Genomic DNA, 13,906 nt, shown 5'->3' on the forward strand with positions numbered 1-13,906 from the left:
AAGGTGTGTTAACGTTTCTATGGTAAATCGTGAAATAGTAATGGATTACATCCTTTCCTGTTTACAGGATTTGGTCGAAAACGGTGTGGAAATTAAGCCCGACAGCGATCTCGTCAACGATCTTGGCCTGGAGTCGATCAAAGTGATGGATCTCTTAATGATGCTGGAAGACAGATTCGATATTTCCATTCCTATTAATATTCTGCTGGATGTCAAAACCCCTGCGCAATTAATGGAAACTCTACTTCCATGGCTGGAGAATAAATAATGGGGCTATACGATAAATATGCGCGCCTTGCTGGCGAGAGACTGCAATTTAGTGACAACGGGTTAACACCGTTTGGCACCTGTATTGATGAAGTGTATTCCGCCACCGAAGGTCGGATCGGCAATAAAAAAGTGATTCTGGCCGGGACCAATAATTATCTCGGTTTAACCTTTAATCATGATGCCATCGCCGAAGGTCAGGCAGCGTTAGCGGCCCAAGGCACCGGCACCACCGGTTCTCGTATGGCAAACGGCAGTTATGCGCCGCATCTGGCGTTAGAGAAAGAGATTGCCGAGTTTTTCAATCGCCCTACCGCTATCGTTTTTTCAACCGGTTATACCGCTAATTTAGGCGTCATCAGCGCACTTGCCGACCATAACGCCGTGGTGTTACTGGATGCCGACAGCCACGCCAGTATTTATGACGCCTGTTCTCTCGGTGGCGCGGAAATTATTCGTTTCCGCCATAACGATGCTAAAGATCTGGAACGGCGCATGGTTCGCCTCGGTGAACGGGCGAAAGAGGCGATTATCATCGTTGAGGGTATCTACAGCATGCTCGGTGACGTTGCGCCGTTAGCGGAAATTGTTGATATCAAACGTCGTCTCGGTGGTTATTTGATTGTCGATGAAGCGCATTCGTTTGGCGTGTTAGGCGCAACGGGGCGCGGACTGGCTGAAGCCGTTGGCGTTGAAGATGATGTGGATATTATCGTTGGCACCTTCAGTAAAAGTCTGGCCTCGATTGGCGGTTTTGCTGTCGGTTCGGAAGCGATGGAAGTGCTGCGCTACGGCAGCCGCCCGTATATTTTTACCGCCTCTCCTTCTCCGTCCTGCATTGCGACCGTGCGCTCGTCGTTAAGAACCATTGCCACACAACCAGAGCTGCGGCAAAAACTGATGGATAACGCCAACCATCTGTATGATGGTCTGCAAAAACTGGGTTATGAGTTAAGTTCACATATTAGCCCGGTAGTGCCAGTAATAATCGGTTCGAAAGAGGAAGGTTTACGCATCTGGCGCGAGCTTATTTCGCTGGGCGTTTATGTGAATCTTATCCTGCCACCTGCCGCGCCTGCAGGCATCACTCTGCTGCGCTGTAGCGTAAACGCTGCCCACAGTCGTGAGCAAATCGATGCCATCATTCAGGCATTTGCTACTCTGAAGCAGTAATGTGAGCCCGCTGTGGTGTTGCGCCACGGCGGGTTTAATGTTGTCTGTCATACCAATACACCAGGCTCAACGCCACCAACACAAACGCTACCGGTAAACCGAGCGCGGTAACAGGTGCGCTCAACGCAAATAACAATCCCAGATTGACCATGATTTGATAGCTGATCCAGGTGAGTAAGCCAACGATGACGCCTACAGCGAGACGGCTACCCACCCCTGGCGAGCGCGGGGCGCTAAAGGTGAACGGCACAGCCAGCAAAATCATCGCCAGGGTCAGGATCGGTTGCCCCAGTTTTTCCCACAGTGCAAGGCGGTATTCGCTGCTGGGTTGTCCGGTTTCCTGCAAATAATGGATGTAATGATTAAGCTGACGGACAGAAAAAGTATTCCCCGGCATCGATAACTCTTCAAGATCCATACTGGTGAAGGCCGATTGCCAGGCAAGATTATCTGATGTTTCCAGCGTTTCTTTGCCATTCAACCATTTTTTATGATTCACACCATGCAGGATCCACGTTTTGTCGTCTTCAATGGAGGCACTGCGTGCAAAAATGTAGGATTCGAGCGAGAGATCGTCGCGATAATGAAATATCTCCACGCCCACAGGCTGGCCCTGCTCGTTCAGCGATTTCACCGTCACAAATTCATTACCGCGCCTGGCCCAAAGCATATTGCCGGTAATGTCATCGTCCTCCCCCAACGCGGTGGCAGTCGATTTGATTTGCAGCGCCTGCTGCTGCAATGGCGACGCCACCCACTCATCTATCGCGCCTAACGAAACAGTCCACAATATCCCGGCAACCAGCGCCACCAGTGCAATACGGAAGATAGAAAACCCAGTGCTGCGAATGGCGGTAAGCTCACTGTTTTTCGATAACTGCCCCAGGCCAACAATCCCTCCCAATAATGCGATAAATGGCGAAAGTTCGACCAGTGTACGCGGTAAGGTCATCAGCACCACCAGCACCGCCAGAGTCCAGCGATAACCGCCCGGGCTGACATCATCCAGTTCGTTAATCAGGTTGAAGGTGGTAAAAAGCGGCAGCAATAGCCCTGCGGCGGCGGCAAAACCGAGAAAGAGATGACGGATTAAATAGCGACTGAAAACATTCATCGGGAAAATTTCTGCAGCAAAGAGAAGTCGCGTGCGACCAGCATCAGCAGGCCCATTAGCATGAGTCCGGGTACTAACCACAAACCAGGAATGAGGGGAATCGCACCGTTAGCCACCAGCGTACGGCAGACGTCGCCGCCATAAAAAATGGCAACAAACAGCAACGTCAGTGGCAATAACGTTGAAAATCGCCCTTGCCGCGGTTTTACCCGACTTAATGAAATGGCCAGCAGCGCCATCAACAATGCTGTCAGGCCACGGCTTTGTCGCCATTGCAGTTCGGCATGATCGGCAGGAAAGGCGGAGCGCGCCAGCTCCGTGACCGATTTTGCTTTGCGTTTGACGTTAGGGCTTTGATCCAGCGGATTCAGATGTAATTGCAGATTACGGTAGATCTGTTCGTTGTCGTCACGCCCCTGATGATCGAGAAGATAGGCGGTCCCGTTATGCAACATAACGGTCGGTTTCTCAGGTGATGGGTCAACCACATCAACCGAACGGGCGCGGAAAATGCGGGTTCGATTGGCAGTAGAAGTATAAATCAGCGCGTCAGTCAGGCGATTATTATCCTGATCAACCGTCTGCGAAAGGATCATTCGTCCGTTATCGTTAGTGTTAAATTTCTTTGCCCGCAACTGGCGAACATCCAGCTCCGACTGTGACTGTTGCTCCAGTTGATAAATCTGCGCATAAGCCCACGGCCGACCATACATCGACAGAAGGGTGACAAAAATACTTAGCGGTATCGCCAGATAAAGAACGGCTTTGTACAAGCGTCCCGGACTGCCCCCCGCCGCAGAGATAGCGGTAATTTCCGAGTCGGTATACATCTGCCCTAGCGTCACGCCAACTGACACATACAGACCAACAGGTAACAACATCTCCAGTGCAATCAGCACTTTGTAGAAAACGATATCCAGCACAACATCAAGAGCTAAGGTCCCATTTGCCGCTTCGGTCAGATAACGCTGTGCGGAGTAGCTGGCGAAAATAAAGATCAGAAAACCGACGATAATCAGCACCAGACGGCGCGTACCACGCATGATGTAGTGTTCAACCAGCTTCATCTCACTAACACCCTCAATCCTTTGAATTTTTTATTCATTGATCAGTTTCTGCGCCAGCGCAATGACATGATCTACCTCTTCCGGCGTCAGGCTGCCGTCCTTTGCCCACTGAATTTGCCCGTCTTTATTCAGCACCAGAATGGTTGAACTCTGCTCCGGCAACCGCCAGGCAACGCGTCCCAGTCCATTGCCGTCAATAACGAATTGCGCCCACGGATAGCGGCGTTTATTTTTTTCGATTTTGCCAACGACAAAATAGCCAGTACCAAAGATGGCATCATCGGTGTTCACAATGGTGGTGGGCTGAAAACGATCCTGCGGAAAGTTTGCCGCTTCAACCGCTTTAATTAACAGTGAGTTCTTTTTCTTCGCCGACTTACGCCCGGCGATATACTGAATAATGCGGACTTTTCCCGCCAATTGGGTGCTGTTCCACTTTTGGTAGTGAATTTCGTCTTCGCTATTCAGAAGCAGCTCGCCGCCTTCCTGGATATAAACAGGGGTAACCGTTTTGCCAGTGACGAAATTGTGTGCCTGCACACCCGAGGCTAAGAGCATGATAACCAGCGCAATAATCAAACGAGATGACATCATTGCTCCGGTTATAGAGGAAAACGCGAAATCAGCAGTTCTAAGCGCTGACGAATATCGCTATCCAGCGCCATCGGTGCATCATACGAATGGCGGTTTTCCATATCATCCGCCACCATGTCGTCATGTTTATCCCCCATCAGGCCATTAATGGCGGCGAGGAAGCGGGAAATCTGTAACGCTTCTTTATTTTCAGGATCAAGCGATCTTAAGGTGTCGTAATAAGAAACCTGCTGGCTGATGATTTTTCGCACATCATGAAATTCCCTGCCGGTGAGTCGCGGTTTGGCAATTATCTCTTTCAGGGTATGCATTTGCTTTTGCCGATAGGCAATAAAACCGCTTACGCTTTCTAACTGGCTATGGCGTAATGAATAGTTCACCAACGACCAGACCGGAGAGCTTAAATAAACCCGTAACAGGTTGCCGTAATACGACACAATATTTTTCTTACCGTTACGAAAGCCGTCCTGAAAACGCCCCAAAAAAACGGTCGTTTTACCGAATAAAAATCCGGCCTGATGCTTCTTTAAATACAGCCGTTGCGCAAAACGCAGGTGCTTGTAGCGCGCTCGCATGTATTTAAATTGTTTGCGCTCATCAGCAGTCAGCTCATCGCCTTTGGCCTGTTTGCATATTAAACGCAGTAACTCCTGGCGATTGACGCCATTGAGCCAGAATTGCAGGCATAACGCGTAATTATCATGGATGATTTCGGTGGTACAACTTAGTGCGATAGTCGGCGGCAAACTGACCTGTGCATCAACGACATCATCTTCTTCAATCGCAACAAATAGACGCTCGCTAGCCTCAAGCGGGAAATATTTTCTCATCATCAGGATTTCTCTCCGGCTGCGTTATAAAGCAAGGAATGGCGCTGAAAAAATGCCCTTAAGGTTGGAATTAGCGAGAGCACCACATCCAGACATTGACCGCCGAAATAAGCAAACGCTGCTCCCAGCACGCCAAACAGATGACAGAACATGAACAGCAATACGATGTAGCCGATTGAGGCGATGGTTTGCGCCACGAGAAAAGCGCGCTGTTTTCCCGCCATCAATAGCAATGACTCCTGAGGGAAGCCCAGCATCGAGATCACAATTGCGCCCAGCATCACCTGAATCAGGTCATACGCTTCGAGATACTTAACGCCAAACACCAGCGAAATGAGCGGCTTGCCGACAATCAACACCGCGAGCGCCACCAGAATACCGATTCCGCCCGCCAGTAAACCTGACTTCACGCCTAACAACCACGGTCTGGTGGTGCGCGGATCTAAACGCATCACCTCTGGGTAAAAACTTTTGCCCAGTAAACCCGCTGGCGTTCCGGCGGCGTCGAAGAATGTCATGGCGATTTTAAATAACCCGGCGGCAGCGGGTCCTAACACGATCCCCACCAGCACTGTGCTGCACGAGTTACGCGCCGACCAGATGGAGTGGGCAATGTTGGTTGACCAGACAAAACTCCACGCGCCTTTAATGTGTCGGGCAGACTCAAACAGATTCAATTTGAAGGCGTTATGGATATTTCTGCGGCGTAATTCGCGCGCGGCAAACCACCAGTACATGGTGCCGCCAACCAGATTCGACACGTACCAGGCAATAACAAAACCCGCAAAACCAAAGTCAAAATACCAGGCTACGACGCTCCCCGCTGCACGCAGAAAAGGTTTCGTCGCTTGCTGTACAGCAATTAGATCGAAGCGATCTACCGCACGCAGAATGCCGGTCGGCGTGGAGGAAGCCATTGAAGGAATGAGCGTGCAATACAGCGCTGCCAGCCAAAAGCTTTGGTCATCCAGACCTAATGAATGGGAAAGAAAAGGGAGTAAGGCAATGCCGCCGACAATCGCCACCGCGCCGCTGACGATATCCAGCGAGAAGGAAAATGAGACGACATTGCGAAATTGCTGCGGATTATTGTTGGTCAAGGCTGGCGTTCCGTACTGCACCACCAACTGCCATGTCTGAAACTTAATAAAATCGCTGATCGACTTGGCGTACGATTGCACAATCACCAGTACGCCAAACATGGCGGGCGTCATCCCTTTACCGGCACACGAGAGCGCCAACAGACCCAGTAAAGCGCTCACGACATTACTGGAGCCTAACCAGGCGCTATTGCGAATAATGGTGCGAAACGCGCCATCTGCAAACCAATGTTTGATGTTAAAACCCGCCAATTCAGCCTGACCTTATCGTTGATAGTAAAAAGTATCCCGCCAGCCTTAAGTTAAACTTCGGCGGTCAGAAACGATGGCAACCAGAGAAACCGCCTTCTGTGCCTGTTCCAGCACTTCGCTGTAAGGCGCTCTGGAATCAATCTCAAGAATTTTTGTGCCGTTATAGCCAATCGTCGACATGACGCCGATTTTGTCCTGCAATTCGGCATAGTCATGGTCAGGCTTGCGGGAAATGGCAGTATCAATATCAATCCCCAAACGAATGATTAATTCAGGACGGTATTGCGCCATTTGTTGGTATAAACGCCGTTCGCGCTGCGCCAGAAACATGCTGATTTTCCCGGTCGCACGTTCGACGCCGATCCCCGGTCCGTCATAATAAAAGCCCGAAATTTCAGCCTGCGGGAAGCGATCGCTGACCACCAGAACGCCACTTTGCGCCAGTCGCTGAACCTTGCGTAGATTCGCCATTCTTCGCAGCGAGAAGCAGTACATAATCACCGCCGCCCATAGCGCTGGAGATTTGGTTTTCATGCTTTGGGTTTTCGATGATTTGGCCGCCAGTCGCCTTTCGAGCCAGACGCCAACCAACGGCAATCGTTTGATTTTGTCGCCGTCTTCGCCCGAGAGCAGCCCCAGATAGCGCCGCTCGGTTTGCCAGTGTTGTTGCAGCGATTTCACCAGGTCGGTGGTCAGTGTGGATTTACCGGTGCCATCACACCCGACCACCGCAATCAGCCCCGGAATGTAGTTGGGCTGCGGCGCGGTTGTACTATTAACAGTTTGTGTTTGTAGTGCGTCCATTCGTTAAATCATCCCCTATCCATTTTGGTGATCAGGAAAGCGCAGCGTGAATTGCGCGTAGTGACGCTTGCAGAATTTCATCGGCTGGTTGCCGACCATCCAGTTCAAGGATCTTTGCGCCATTGAATGTCAGTTGCGGCGTAACGGCGATTTTTTCCTGTAACGCTGCCAGTTGGTGGTCAGGTTTACGCGCAAACGCGGTTTGTTCATCAATGCCAAGACGAATCAACAATACGGGCAAATAAGACGCCATCCATTGGTACAGCTTCAGCTCGCGCTGCCTTAACATTTTTATCCAACCGTTACCGCCCGTGGTTTTTGCCAATTGCGGGCCATCAAAGCGAAAACCCGGCACTTCAACCTGCGGGTAGCGGTCGGTGATGAGCAGATAGCCTTGCTGGCTTTTACACAACATTTTGCGAAACTTGTACGCCCGCCAGCAGGAAAGCAGATAGATAACCAGCGCAGTAATATTGCCAGGCGGTGTTAAGGGCTTTTCGTGCACATGTGCCGCTTTACTTCGCAGATAACGCCCAAAAGGTGCGCCAATAACAGGGAGCTGTGAAATCCATTCGCCAATTCGCCCGGACGATTGCCCGAGATAAATGTGTTCTGTTGGCATTGTTGCTGCCAGTTCATTTACCAGGCTTGCCGTGAGGGTCGATTTACCTGAACCATCACATCCTACAATGGCAATAACACGCACTGGCGTGGAATTAATTATTGACATATTACGTTGATTCACGAAAAACCCGGCAGCAAATAATGTATTGAATATTACGTGGTCCGTGCTCAGAATATCCGTTCAACCTTATTGTGACAATGGTTAATTGTGACATTGACCTGAATTACGCTTTCATAAAAACATATTAACCAAATAAATATTTTTAATGGATATTTAAATTAAAGGATATATTCATGCAGTCAATAACACCTCCATTAATTGCCGTTATTGGTAGCGATGGTTCAGGCAAGTCAACGGTGTGTGAACATCTCATTACCGTTGTCGAAAAATATGGTGCAGCCGAAAGAGTTCATTTAGGAAAACAGGCCGGAAATGTCGGTCGTGCAGTGACAAAATTACCGTTGATGGGAAAATCCTTACATAAAACAATTGAACGAAATCAGGTGAAAACAGCAAAAAAATTGCCTGGCCCTGTTCCGGCGCTGGTAATTACAGCGTTTGTCGCCCGTCGCTTACTGCGCTTTCGTCATATGCTTGCCTGTCGTCGTCGCGGGTTAATTGTTCTAACCGACCGTTATCCTCAGGACCAAATTCCTGGCGCTTACGATGGTACGGTGTTTCCGCCTAACGTTGAAGGTGGTCGTTTTGTCTCATGGCTGGCAAGCCAGGAGCGTAAAGCGTTTCACTGGATGGCGAGCCATAAACCTGATCTGGTCATCAAACTCAATGTTGACCTTGAAGTTGCCTGCGCGCGTAAACCCGACCATAAACGGGAATCGCTGGCGAGGAAGATTGCCATAACGCCACAGTTAACCTTTGGAGGCGCGCAACTGGTTGATATCAATGCCAATCAACCGCTGGAACAAGTGCTAGTTGATGCGGAAAAAGCGATAATGGATTTTATGACCGCGCGTGGTTATCACTAGTGAAAAATGGAAATGCCCGATCGCCAGGACCGGGCATTTTCAGGAAGGTTAAATCAACTGCAATGCTATCCAGTACAACCCACCAGAAAGAAAAATCGCCGCCGGTAAAGTAAACACCCACGCCATCAGGATGCTGGTTACCGTTTTACGCTGTAACCCACCGCCGTCCACCACCATCGTTCCTGCTACGGCAGATGAGAGTACGTGTGTTGTGGAGACGGGCATCCCAATATAACTGGCAAGGCCGATAGACACTGCCGCCGTCATTTGTGCCGCCATGCCTTGCGCATACGTCATGCCGCGCTTACCAATCTTCTCACCGATGGTCATCGCTACACGACGCCAGCCAATCATGGTGCCAATGCCGAGCGCCAGTGCTACCGCCATGATGATCCACACCGGAGCGTACTCAATGGTGCTTAACATATCGCTGCGCAGTTTTTTCAGCAGGTTCTGGTCTTCTTTACTGACGCCTGGCAGTTTCGCCAGCTTCGCGGAGGTATCAGAGATGCACAGCATAATGCGGCGCAGCTGGCTGCGCTGACTCACGCTTAACGGCTCGTAACTTTCCATATTGCCTGGCAGCATCGTTTTAACGCGCGCAATCGCATCAAAGGTATTTGCCGGATGACAGTGAAACTCTGTTACTTGCGTGCCATCAGTCGATGTCGCAGGCAATGGAGGTTCCATCGTAATCAACTTCTGCGGCAGTTCAGGATGCTGTTGCAGGTAGTGTTCGAAGTTGGTGACGGCATCGCGGGTACGGGTAATTTCATAGCCGGACGCGTTCATATTGACGACGAAGCCAGCAGGGGCAATCCCCACCAGTACCAGCATCACCAGGCCGATCCCTTTCTGCCCGTCGTTCGCGCCGTGCGAAAACGCCACGCCCGCAGCGGAAACAATCAGCGCAATACGCGTCCAGAATGGCGGCTTACGTTTGCCTTTTTTCTTTTTGCGATCTTCCGGAATGCGGTGAATACGGTCACGCTTTTTCGTCCCGCTCCAGAAACGGCGCAGCAGGAAAATCAGACCACCCGCAATGACCAGGCCGACGATAGGGGAAACAATCAGCGAGGAGAAAATTTTGGTCACTTCACGCAGGTTTAACGCATCCATCACCGATGAGCCGGTTAACAGCGCGTTGGTTAAACCGATGCCGATAATCGCACCAATCAAGGTGTGCGAACTGGAGGCCGGTAAACCAAAGAACCACGTTCCCAGGTTCCAGATAATCGCCGCCAGCAGCATGGAAAAGACCATCGCCAGACCGTGGGTTGACCCCATATTCAGCAACAAATCGGTTGGCAACATATGGACAATGGCATAGGCAACGCTAAGTCCGCCCAATAACACGCCAAAAAAATTAAAAAATGCCGCCATCACCACAGCAAGTTGTGGTTGCATGGCACGAGTATAAATAACGGTTGCCACCGCATTCGCCGTGTCATGAAAACCATTGATTGCTTCGTAGAACAACACAAATGCCAGAGCAAGTAATAACAAAAGCCCTGTGTATATATCAAGGCCAACAAATAAATTTAGCATATATTAGATTACGCCATTTTGAATTTACGAACGGACGCATTATCAGTGACTTTAACGGCATGGGCAAAGTGAAATATCATTTTTTAACGATAAAAAGCGTGTTATTTCTTGTGTATCAGACAATAAGCATTCATTCAAAACCTTTAGAAATAATCAAAACACAGGTATTCTGTTGGTTAATATATTCACATATAAAATGAATAAATATTGGAATATATAAATATTGAATGTTTTGATTAATCCCCGTACTGATTATTCTTCATAATCAGTACGGGGTTGCCACAACATGTATTACTTTTTCACCACAATTAACGGTTCAATATCACTCTCTTTTTTGATGACCAGTGATTCATCACCGCGCAAACACGTCCCACCGTAGTTGCCGCCAACGGTGAAGGTACATACCTGAATGTATTTACCGTCCACTTTCGGCAAACACCACAGTTGCTGATAGATGTTTTTCTGCTCGGCAAATTTACCGCTGGTTTTGTCCAGCACCTCTTCATGATGGCTGACCAGGTCGATATTGCTACCACAGCGACCGGCGATCGGTTTCACTGCATAACCGGTTTTCACCAGTTCATCATTAACGGTGAAATCAGTATCCAACAGATAGCGGTGGTGCGGGAACAGCGACCAGAGGATCGGCAGAATCGCTTTGTTGCCGGGGATCACAGTCCACAGAGGTTCAAAGACCAGCACTTCCGGGCGCAGCAATACATCGATAAGACGCACTTCATTTTGCGGATGACCGGTACGGATCGGCACCGCAGCAAACTCACGGTCGCTGACTTCACGAATCTGATCAAACGCGGTTTCCCACGCCCAGGTTTTCCACACGCAGTTAACCAGTCGCCCTTCCCCATCAATCAGTTGCCCGGCAGCATCCCAGCCCAGTTCATCCAACCCACGCAAGATACGCGTTTCAAAGCCCGCCTGGTGCAGCGCCTGCTCCATAAACTGCGCGTGATAGTTTTCCTCGATATCTTTGTCCTGCATGATATGGACAAACGGACGTGCACGACTGTGTTTCCAGGCACCAGCCAGTTCGTTAATCAGCCCTTCCGCAGGATTGAAGCCGTTGCCTTTATAGCCCTGCTCCGCCCAACGTTCGAGGATCAAGCCCGCTTCGGTATGACAGGAGGCGGAATCGGCGTTGTATTCGTAGACCTTCAGGCCACGTTCGTCCATGCAGAAATCCATACGACCGGTGATCATATGGTGACGGCGACGCTGCCAGGAGAGACGCAAACGTGGCCAGAGGATTTTCGGAATGTCGAACAGCGCCAGCAGGTTGTCATCTTTTAGCACCTTGTCGGTTGCGTGAAGATACATCAGGTGCAGCTCGTTGGTGGCTTTAATCAGCTCCTGCTCGGCACTCTCGGTAATGGTGTAGTAATGATACGGATCCTGATTGATCACCTGGCCGTTGGCCTGTACATAGGCGTTTTGCAGCGGATCTTTTTCATCCAGCCATTTACCGTCAAACTGACCTTTGTTTTCCAGACGCGCTCCGCTGATTTTCAGCAGCTCGCCTGCAATTTCCGGCTGCGGTAAGCTGTAGTCGGTATCTTCCGTCTGGATCATCCAGCCCAGAATGGTGGTGTCATCAAACGTGTCTTTAAGGGTATAGCAGCCGTTTTCGACCACCATCTCCAGCTCGCGTGTCCACTGTTGCCCTTGCGGCAACGGGGAATGAATCACGTTCTGTTCCGCAATACGGACTTTGTTGCCATGCAATTGAGTAATGATGGCGACATGGCCAGTGTCTTTAAATTCACCGCCTTTATCCCAGATAAGAAGCGCGCCCGCGACCGGTGCACGCGGCGAGCCATTAGGAAATGCCTGCAATGGCAGGATGTTGTCATTAACCACTTCACGCAGGAAGCGCAGCGAGAAAATCTCCCACGCCATACCCACGTCAGTGAAGACCACACCGTAATTCAGAAAGAGAAAACGGCGAGCAAATTCAACGCATTGCCATTTGTGGCCCATATATTCGTCGTCGATATAGCTACGGAATACGGCGTCATCTTCGTATTCCTGCGGATCGAGAGAACTGTAATCTGAAGAGTAGATTGCTACCCCACCTGGGGCGTAGCCCAATAATGTCCCGAACGGGGCATCCTGGCTGGTCGTTCCTTTGCTCATCACTTTACCTTTAACAATACAACCTAAGCAGTTGGCGTAATTGTTGTGCTCTGATTACCTGCTCAGCGACATTAACCGGACAGAGGTCTGACTTATCATACACCTCAACGCAGCGGCTGGCGCAAAGGGTTAAAAAATTCACATTCTGTACAGCAAGTGACCTGCTACACTGCTTCAACACTACCACTCAGAAGGCAACTCACTATGACAGACAATACTTATCAGCCCGCGAAAGTCTGGACGTGGGATAAATCCGCTGGCGGCGCGTTCGCCAATATCAATCGCCCGGTTTCTGGTCCGACGCATGAAAAAACGCTGCCGGTGGGCAAACATCCGCTGCAACTCTATTCGCTGGGAACGCCAAACGGACAGAAAGTAACGATTATGCTTGAGGAGCTGCTGGCGCTGGGCGTTACTGGTGCAGAGTACGACGCCTGGCTGATTCGTATTGGCGATGGCGATCAATTCTCCAGCGGCTTTGTCGAAGTGAACCCAAACTCGAAGATCCCGGCATTGCGCGACCATACCCATAATCCACCGATCCGCGTGTTTGAGTCTGGATCGATTCTGCTTTATCTGGCGGAGAAATTTGGCTACTTCCTGCCGCAGGATCTGGCAAAACGGACTGAAACGCTGAACTGGCTGTTCTGGTTACAGGGCGCGGCACCGTTCCTCGGCGGTGGTTTTGGTCACTTTTACCATTACGCGCCGGTGAAAATTGAGTACGCCATCAACCGCTTTACCATGGAAGCCAAGCGCCTGCTCGACGTGCTGGATAAGCAACTGGCGCAGCACAAGTTTGTTGCGGGCGATGAGTACACCATTGCGGATATGGCGATCTGGCCGTGGTTTGGCAACGTGGTGTTAGGCGGCGTGTATGATGCCGCAGAGTTTCTTGATGCGGGAAGTTATAAACACGTACAACGCTGGGCGAAAGAAGTGGGCGAACGTCCGGCGGTGAAGCGTGGGCGTATTGTTAACCGCACCAACGGGCCGCTGAACGAGCAGTTGCATGAGCGCCATGACGCCAGTGATTTCGAGACGAATACGGAAGATAAGCGTCAGGGGTAAGTCGCAACATTGGCAGGCTTATCGCTATGTAGCCGGATAAAGCATTTACGCCGCATCCGGCTTTAATCATCACGCGCTGGTAATGTCGTAATCCATTTGGCGCAGTGCGTCTAATGTGGCTTTGGCTTCGTCTTCATCGATAATGCTCATGGCAAATCCGACGTGTACCAGTACCCACTGGCCCAGCAGATCGGCAGGGTTACCTTCACAAATCAGGGCGATATTCACGTCGCGCTTGATACCACATACTTCAACCTGCGCAAGCTGGTGAATATCTTCACCGACAGCCAGCACCTGGCCTGGAACGCCAATACACATTGTTAA

At 50.3% G+C, this 13,906-nt stretch carries 14 protein-coding genes; 4 read left to right on the forward strand and 10 right to left on the reverse strand.

Features of this window, described 5'->3' with window-relative positions; genetic code table 11:
* Positions 1 to 19 precede the first annotated feature (19 nt).
* On the forward strand, positions 20 to 268 hold the full coding sequence (locus ACJHWR_RS02635; RefSeq protein WP_000248097.1) for an acyl carrier protein: 249 nt from the start codon (positions 20 to 22) through the stop codon (positions 266 to 268).
* The gene (gene spt / locus ACJHWR_RS02640; RefSeq protein ID WP_000524942.1) at positions 268 to 1,440 is read left to right on the forward strand and encodes a serine palmitoyltransferase; all 1,173 of its coding nucleotides are present in this window, start codon (positions 268 to 270) and stop codon (positions 1,438 to 1,440) included. Before ACJHWR_RS02635 ends, spt begins: the two co-directional genes overlap by 1 nt.
* A gap of 34 nt (positions 1,441 to 1,474) precedes the next feature.
* Here the strand turns inward: spt and lptG are convergent, their stop codons facing one another.
* From lptG to ACJHWR_RS02675, 7 genes are read right to left on the reverse strand one after another with little or no spacing between them, the layout of a single operon-like run.
* Entirely contained in the window at positions 1,475 to 2,554 is a 1,080-nt protein-coding gene (lptG, locus tag ACJHWR_RS02645; protein WP_012311732.1) for an LPS export ABC transporter permease LptG, read from the reverse strand.
* Positions 2,551 to 3,621, reverse strand: coding sequence for an LPS export ABC transporter permease LptF (lptF, locus tag ACJHWR_RS02650; RefSeq protein ID WP_000779645.1), 1,071 nt, complete (start codon positions 3,619 to 3,621; stop codon positions 2,551 to 2,553). The genes lptG and lptF overlap by 4 nt, the downstream gene beginning before the upstream one ends.
* Positions 3,622 to 3,651: 30 nt before the next feature.
* Entirely contained in the window at positions 3,652 to 4,212 is a 561-nt protein-coding gene (locus tag ACJHWR_RS02655; protein WP_000098714.1) for a YtfJ family protein, read from the reverse strand.
* An 11-nt stretch (positions 4,213 to 4,223) separates the two neighbouring features.
* Positions 4,224 to 5,048 (reverse strand): hypothetical protein, encoded by an 825-nt coding sequence (locus ACJHWR_RS02660; protein WP_000984988.1) that lies wholly within the window; start codon positions 5,046 to 5,048, stop codon positions 4,224 to 4,226.
* Positions 5,048 to 6,397, reverse strand: coding sequence for a lipopolysaccharide biosynthesis protein (locus tag ACJHWR_RS02665; protein ID WP_000896891.1), 1,350 nt, complete (start codon positions 6,395 to 6,397; stop codon positions 5,048 to 5,050). The genes ACJHWR_RS02660 and ACJHWR_RS02665 overlap by 1 nt, the downstream gene beginning before the upstream one ends.
* A gap of 45 nt (positions 6,398 to 6,442) precedes the next feature.
* Positions 6,443 to 7,201 carry a hypothetical protein gene (locus tag ACJHWR_RS02670; RefSeq protein WP_000339529.1) on the reverse strand — a complete coding sequence of 253 codons (759 nt, stop codon included), beginning with the start codon at positions 7,199 to 7,201 and terminating at the stop codon, positions 6,443 to 6,445.
* A 31-nt stretch (positions 7,202 to 7,232) separates the two neighbouring features.
* Complete coding sequence (locus ACJHWR_RS02675) at positions 7,233 to 7,946, reverse strand: dTMP kinase (protein WP_001076264.1); 714 nt, start codon at positions 7,944 to 7,946, stop codon at positions 7,233 to 7,235.
* Positions 7,947 to 8,119: 173 nt separating this feature from the next.
* Here ACJHWR_RS02675 and ACJHWR_RS02680 point away from each other — a divergent pair, with 173 nt between their 5' ends.
* A complete protein-coding gene (locus tag ACJHWR_RS02680) occupies positions 8,120 to 8,812 on the forward strand; it encodes a dTMP kinase (protein WP_001190784.1) in 693 nt (230 codons plus the stop codon).
* Positions 8,813 to 8,860: 48 nt separating this feature from the next.
* Here the strand turns inward: ACJHWR_RS02680 and pitB are convergent, their stop codons facing one another.
* Positions 8,861 to 10,360, reverse strand: a complete 1,500-nt coding sequence (gene pitB / locus ACJHWR_RS02685) for an inorganic phosphate transporter PitB (RefSeq protein WP_000933277.1) — start codon at positions 10,358 to 10,360, stop codon at positions 8,861 to 8,863.
* Positions 10,361 to 10,651: 291 nt separating this feature from the next.
* A complete protein-coding gene (gene gss / locus ACJHWR_RS02690; protein ID WP_002431084.1) occupies positions 10,652 to 12,511 on the reverse strand; it encodes a bifunctional glutathionylspermidine amidase/synthase in 1,860 nt (619 codons plus the stop codon).
* Between the two features lie 204 nt (positions 12,512 to 12,715).
* On the opposite strand from gss, the gene yghU reads away from it, so the two are divergent.
* Positions 12,716 to 13,582, forward strand: coding sequence for a glutathione-dependent disulfide-bond oxidoreductase (gene yghU, locus ACJHWR_RS02695; RefSeq protein ID WP_000131798.1), 867 nt, complete (start codon positions 12,716 to 12,718; stop codon positions 13,580 to 13,582).
* 69 nt (positions 13,583 to 13,651) lie between these two features.
* Here yghU and hybG read toward each other — a convergent pair whose 3' ends face one another.
* Positions 13,652 to 13,900, reverse strand: coding sequence for a hydrogenase maturation factor HybG (gene hybG, locus ACJHWR_RS02700; protein ID WP_000334896.1), 249 nt, complete (start codon positions 13,898 to 13,900; stop codon positions 13,652 to 13,654).
* Positions 13,901 to 13,906: the final 6 nt, after the last annotated feature.

The organism is Escherichia sp. WS568, from assembly GCF_046486085.1.
Lineage (GTDB): Bacteria > Pseudomonadota > Gammaproteobacteria > Enterobacterales > Enterobacteriaceae > Escherichia > Escherichia coli.

Excerpts from the sequence above, each read along its gene's own strand:
- ACJHWR_RS02635 (WP_000248097.1), top strand. The coding sequence starts at position 20 with ATGGTAAATCGTGAAATAGTAATGGATTACATCCTTTCCTGTTTACAG.
- spt (WP_000524942.1), top strand. The coding sequence starts at position 268 with ATGGGGCTATACGATAAATATGCGCGCCTTGCTGGCGAGAGACTGCAA.
- lptG (WP_012311732.1), bottom strand. The coding sequence starts at position 2,554 with ATGAATGTTTTCAGTCGCTATTTAATCCGTCATCTCTTTCTCGGTTTT.
- lptF (WP_000779645.1), bottom strand. The coding sequence starts at position 3,621 with ATGAAGCTGGTTGAACACTACATCATGCGTGGTACGCGCCGTCTGGTG.
- ACJHWR_RS02655 (WP_000098714.1), bottom strand. The coding sequence starts at position 4,212 with ATGTCATCTCGTTTGATTATTGCGCTGGTTATCATGCTCTTAGCCTCG.
- ACJHWR_RS02660 (WP_000984988.1), bottom strand. The coding sequence starts at position 5,048 with ATGATGAGAAAATATTTCCCGCTTGAGGCTAGCGAGCGTCTATTTGTT.
- ACJHWR_RS02670 (WP_000339529.1), bottom strand. The coding sequence starts at position 7,201 with ATGGACGCACTACAAACACAAACTGTTAATAGTACAACCGCGCCGCAG.
- ACJHWR_RS02680 (WP_001190784.1), top strand. The coding sequence starts at position 8,120 with ATGCAGTCAATAACACCTCCATTAATTGCCGTTATTGGTAGCGATGGT.
- pitB (WP_000933277.1), bottom strand. The coding sequence starts at position 10,360 with ATGCTAAATTTATTTGTTGGCCTTGATATATACACAGGGCTTTTGTTA.
- gss (WP_002431084.1), bottom strand. The coding sequence starts at position 12,511 with ATGAGCAAAGGAACGACCAGCCAGGATGCCCCGTTCGGGACATTATTG.
- yghU (WP_000131798.1), top strand. The coding sequence starts at position 12,716 with ATGACAGACAATACTTATCAGCCCGCGAAAGTCTGGACGTGGGATAAA.
- hybG (WP_000334896.1), bottom strand. The coding sequence starts at position 13,900 with ATGTGTATTGGCGTTCCAGGCCAGGTGCTGGCTGTCGGTGAAGATATT.